This window comes from Rhodococcus sp. EPR-134 (genome assembly GCF_001647205.1).
GTDB classification, from domain to species: Bacteria; Actinomycetota; Actinomycetes; order Mycobacteriales; family Mycobacteriaceae; genus Rhodococcus_F; species Rhodococcus_F qingshengii.
This window is the reverse complement of record NZ_LVCT01000361.1, coordinates 1-5548: the sequence shown is the minus strand read 5'-3', so window position 1 is coordinate 5548 and position 5548 is coordinate 1. Positions and strand designations below refer to the sequence as shown.

The window sequence follows — 5548 nt, the reverse complement described above, 5'->3', positions numbered from 1 at the left end:
GATCTACCTACCGCCCGCGTATTTCACCAACCCGCGACCGGAGTTGCCCGTGTTGGTCCTGCTTGCCGGCCAACCAGGCGCGCCCGAGGACTGGCTACAGGGCGGACGTCTCGTCCAGACCATGGACGCCTACGCCGCTGCGCATTCGGGCTTGGCTCCCGTTGTCGTCGTTGCTGACGGGACCGGGTCGGAACTGGCGAATCCGCTCTGCGTCGATTCTCAACTCGGGAACGTCGCGACGTACCTTTCGCGCGATGTTCCCGACTGGGTGCGCGGGAACCTCCAGGTGGATCCAGACCCGAGGAAGTGGGCGATCGGGGGACTTTCCTACGGCGGTACCTGCGCGTTCCAGATGGCAACGAACTTCCCAGCGGTATATCCGACGTTCCTGGATCTGTCCGGTCAGATCGAACCCACACTCGGCGATCGCAAGCAGACGGTCGATGCAGCGTTCGGCGGCAATGAAGCCGCGTTCGTGGCAGTGAATCCGCAGGATCTGCTCCGGGAGAAGAAGTTCCCCGACAGCGCCGGGGTGTTCGTGGTCGGCAAACAGGACAACGACTACCGCCCAGGTCTTCAAACGCTCTACGAAGCCGCAAAGACCGCAGGGATGGACGTCCAGTACGCCGAGGTCGACGGAGGGCACAGCTTCCAGGTGTGGTCGGCTGGATTGGCGAGTCAATTAGGTTGGCTGGGAACGCGACTCGGTCTGCCCGGATGAACGATCGTCCGGAAGTTCCGAAGACCCGATGATCAGCGGGTGAATTCTTCCGGTCGCCCCGGCTTCGGAGCCCAGTCCCTGCGGATCCGCCACACTCGCGAGCCGAAGGTCGAGTGCGCCGGTCCATTCTCGGGTCAATTGCGCATCGAGTGCGTCGACGCGCTCGAGTAGCGGAGGGTGCTGGTCCGGCGGGCAGGCTTCGAGCAAGGTCGCGAATACCGCGCGCAGACGACGCTGGACCTGCGCGGAATTGGTACTGAAGTGCCGGATCTCGTCGGTGGCGACGGACACGTAATCGGTCCAGGTGCGTTGCTGCCCTCTGATCAGCGTGAGATCCGAGGTTGACGTGTCGAAGCGGACCCGCGGGGCGAGAAGTACCAGAAGATCTTCGATGTGGTCGAGAGCCTGGACGGCTCGGCCCGGGTCGTTGATGGCGGGTGACAGTGCCTTGAGCGCGATGTCCACGATCGACTGAAGCGCTGCACCGGGGCTGACGACCGGGCTGTGCGTGTCACCGAAGATCAAGCACGACATCAAAGTGTCCGGGCGTACCTTCAGCGAGGGTCCGCGTACCTCGAAGAGGGGCGCGTTCTGGGCGACGAACTCGCCGATGCTGGGGACGACTTCGACCGAGACGTCCCAGCGGCCGGCCAACCGCTGCAGTCGTGCGAGGTCGATCGCCAGCAGAATCCGGCCGTCGGGTGAGAGGTGGCGCAGGCGAATCACCAGTGCGTCGGCACTCTCGGAGTTCTCGGACTCGCGCGGTTGGGGTAGGGGGAGCGGCTGACTGGGTTTCGGTGCGCCAGAGGGCAGGTCCTCGTACAGCGGATAGGCACGAATCGTCGCGCTCCGGCCCTGGGCCGCTATCCAACGCAGCAACCGACTGGAATTGAGAATCGACCCGACCTTCGCCACCAACGCGATGAACAGGATCGCACTGGCCAATGCCAGAAGCAGTGCGATCGCTGTGGAGATGGTCGGTGAGGAATTCTCCGAATCGAGCGCCAGATCGAGCGCAATGATCAAGGAGAAGACGAACGTGGCCAGAAACATGCCGATCGACCACCGCATCACCCGCTGCTGCGCGAGCATCGGGACCACCCGCACCGAAATCTGCGAGGCGCCGAACTGCATTGCGAGGGTGATGGCGGTGAACACCAGACCGGTGAGAGTGATCATCCCGCCGGCGATGACGCTGAGCAGCGTCGCGGTGGCCCCGGCGTCGACGCCCTCGGAAATGGTACCGACGTCGCCGTCGCTGACCAGGTCTCCGTCGATCCCGACGAGGATGTTCGCGGTGACGACGGACAGGACGACGAGGATCACGGGGAGACGCCAGACCGGGACTGTTCGTAGTCGTCGGCGAGTTCGACGCCAGCGAATTCTGTCCGAGAGCCGCCGCGACAATCCGACCTTCGACGTGGGGGTTGTGGTGTCGACGACGGGGAGCGGTGGTGGGGGCGGGGGAGTGGAACCGAAACTTCCCGACACCGTTTCCTGAACGTAGATCTTCGCGTGGATCATCGGCTCGCGATAACGCTGTTCACGGGCCACTGCCCGGCTCATCTTCGCCGGCTTGTCGCGGTAACGCGAGCGCGCCCACGGGGCACCCGGGCGACTCAACCGAATTGCTCCGATCAACAGAAGTGGGGTGAAGAACAGCCCGATCAAGCCGGTCCAGAGTTTGCCCTTCATCAACGTGATCACGGCGAGTCCGAGTTGGATGACGATCGCGACGACAACGCCGATCAACGTCGCCAGGCTACGGTCCTGCTCGTACGGGTCGAACTCTCCCGCGAACCCGATCGGGTGGACCCCGAGAAGGAAAAGGAACGAGATCGCGATGGCAACGAACACCGCGTCGATGGACGAGCGACCTTCCTCGGCCCAGTAGACATCGCGCAGATGCAACACGAGCGCGTACTCGTCGAGGACCAACGCGCTGCCGATACCGAACACCGACGCGAGAACACAATTGGCGATCGGGGTGTGATAGTCGGCCAGAGCGATGAAGGCGAAGCCGGACACGAGCATCATCATCAAACCGAAAACCATGTGGTGGATGTGCATTCCACCGGGCGTGACATTGCCTGGCCACCACGAGACCTCGGCCCGGATCATCCGGACGCTGAAGCGGATGAACAGGAACGTCAGGACAAAGGCGAGTAGGAGGAAGAACAGCGGGAGCCTGCCGGTGTCGACGACCGTGTGCTCGAACCAGGACCGCACGGCGTCAACTCTTGCTGGTGGCGAGCTTGATCAGCTGAGGAGCCGTTGCGTCGGGCAGGTAGGCACGCGTCAGTGCGATTCCGATCCGAGGCAGGTCGGCCTCGTCGCGGAAACACAGGAAAACGGCTTCGTACCTCGGCTTGAACTTCTTCTTGAACGCGTGAAGAGACCGGAAGCCGTAGAGCGGTTCCATCGCGGCTCCGAGCATGTCCAGCAGGCGGTCCATCGATGCGGCGTCGGCGCCGTCGTCGCTGCGTGCGAGCGGTGCTCCGGACAGTGAGACGAATTGGGCACCTTGTTCTTTGAACTCGAGGGCCGACGATGCGATGAGGAACTCGACCACCGGACGGAACCCGTCGGGACGTCGACGCATGACGTCGAGTGTCCAACCCTGAACCACGCCGCCTTCGCCGTACACCGGCAACCACGAGGTGACGCCGTGAATGCTTCCGGTCGGGTCGACGGCCAAGCCGACCCGGACGTCGCGGTCGAGCGCCTCCTCGACGCTTCCGAGGGTGAACCCCATCTCGGGTAGCCCCTTGTCGCCCACCCATTCCTCGGAGATGGCGCGCACCTGAGCCAATACGGAGAACGGCTCGTCGGCCAATGTTGTCATCCGGAAGGTGATGTCGTCCTTCTTGGCCTTGTTGAGGGCCGAGCGGATGTCCTGCCAGGATTTACCGGTGAACTGCAGTTCTGGTAGGTCGACGATCGTGTCTTCGGCGACCTGAACGGTGCGCCAGCCACGCCGGGCGGCGGCATCGGCTGTCTCCTTCCCCACGGAGAACAAGCAGGGAGTGAGGCCGTTGGCTTCGGACATCGTCGTGAATTCGTCCACCGCTGCGGCAAGTCGGTCGGGGCTCGCTATCGGATCGGCCAGGACCACGACGACACCGACATGCCGTTGGAATGCAACGACACTCTCACCCGACTCGCCGAAGTAGTAACTGTTGCCGTCCCACGTCGTCATCCACGACATGGTTCCGCCGCCGTGCCGTTTGAGCAGTTCCCGAGCGGCGGCGCGCGGATCGTTCCCGGACAACGGCCCGCCTCGAATCTTGCGCCGCATCGGTACGTGGAAAGCGTGGCGGCCCTTGATCAACAAGATGAGTTCGAGAAGCCAGAGCAGCGCGGTACCGACCGTGACGGCGCCGGCGCTCTCGTAGTCGAAGAAGATGACCGAAACGAGGACGAGGGCGGTGGCCAAGACCGTCAGTGAACCGAACACCACGGCAACCCACCAGGCCCAGCGGCGACCTCGTCGCAACTGGTCCGCGATGAGGGCAACGATGACCACGTCGATCAATGCCGTCCAGCCCGAACCGGTTTCGGCTTCCGTCGGCCCGAACGGTCCGCTTCCGGGGAACAGCCAGACGGCGATCTCGACCACGCCGATCAGGAGCAGGCCGATGAATCCGAGCAGGCGGATCTCGCGTCGCGTTCGGGGGATGAACCCGCGCTCTCCGTCGCCGAAGAACTTCTCGCCCACCGGCAGGAATATCGCGACCGCGATGAGGTGCTGCACGTCGGCGAGGCGGCCTTCGAAGAGGAACGCGATCGCAATGTACGCACACAGAATGGCGCGGACTCGCATTCGCCAGGGCGAGCGGAGTGTTGCTGTGGTCGCGGCGAGTGCGGCGATGATTGCAGTAGTCACGCCGACGTCGCGGTGGGTGGCGAGGTTGCGAGCCCAATCCCAGTCGGTGTGGCTGCCCGCCCAGAGGAGGAGCGATGCACCGAGTTCGCCCGCCAACTGACCGCTGATCGTGACGATGGCCGCGTTCTTGGTTCCCAGGCGCCATTCGCACCAGCCGACCGCGAAGGCAAAAACGACGATGATCGAAACATACTGACCCGGCGTCAATCCGAAGAACCACCCCGTGACGAGAGTCCACCACTTGCCTTCCTGCAAGGCAGGAACTCCGTAGGCGATGTCGTTGAACCACGAGTAGGTACGGACGTGATTCCACAGGGCGCCCGTCGCGATCCCGACGACGGTGATGGTGAGCACTACGCTCGCGGTGAACGGCACACGCCGCAGGACGCTCAGCGTGTCGGAGGCGAAGCGGGAGGCCCGATTCGACGCGCCCGGCGCGCTCTGGTCGGTCTGCGGGGTGGGGGTCTGGGACTGCTCAGCCATCGAGGTTCTCTTCTCGCCATGCCGCACGGTGGATTCTGCCTGTTCAGCATGACAGGAATACAGACCGATAAGCAGGCGAAGCGGCCAAAATGGACCAGACTGGCTGAGGGTCTCAGTCTCGTGGCGCTACTGTCGAGCCATGGTGAACGGAGATTTACTGAATCGGGACCACGTGGTCGCCTCACTTGCCGCTTTCGAACCTCGGTCGGTCGAATTGGACGGAAGGCGCTCGGCGTCGGTGGTCATCGTCGTCATGCGGACAGCGGACGGAACACCAGTGTTCCCGGTGACGAAGCGGCCGAGCAAGATGCGCGCCCACCCCGGTCAATTCGCGTTGCCGGGCGGAAGCGTCGACCCGGGCGAGTCGTCCGAACAGGCAGCGGTTCGGGAACTTTCCGAGGAGCTGGGTGTCGACGTTCCCGAATCGAAGATCATCGGCCGGCTCGACGACTACGTCA

Annotated in this window: 4 protein-coding genes; 2 read left to right on the top strand and 2 right to left on the bottom strand. The window is 63.8% G+C overall.

The window, feature by feature from the left end:
- Positions 1-721 (top strand): alpha/beta hydrolase (locus A2J01_RS16310; protein ID WP_231915801.1); only part of this gene is annotated, 721 nt, incomplete at its 5' end.
- Here A2J01_RS16310 and A2J01_RS16305 read toward each other — a convergent pair.
- Positions 683-2950 carry a DUF2254 family protein gene (locus A2J01_RS16305; protein ID WP_064113103.1) on the bottom strand — a complete coding sequence of 756 codons (2268 nt, stop codon included), beginning with the start codon at positions 2948-2950 and terminating at the stop codon, positions 683-685. The two genes, A2J01_RS16310 and A2J01_RS16305, sit on opposite strands and share 39 nt — an antisense overlap.
- A gap of 4 nt (positions 2951-2954) precedes the next feature.
- Positions 2955-5090, bottom strand: a complete 2136-nt coding sequence (locus A2J01_RS16300; protein ID WP_054187377.1) for a bifunctional lysylphosphatidylglycerol flippase/synthetase MprF — start codon at positions 5088-5090, stop codon at positions 2955-2957.
- Positions 5091-5229: 139 nt separating this feature from the next.
- Between A2J01_RS16300 and A2J01_RS16295 the strand changes: the two genes are divergently transcribed.
- On the top strand, positions 5230-5548 hold a 319-nt coding region (locus tag A2J01_RS16295; RefSeq protein ID WP_156519293.1), incomplete at its 3' end, for an NUDIX domain-containing protein.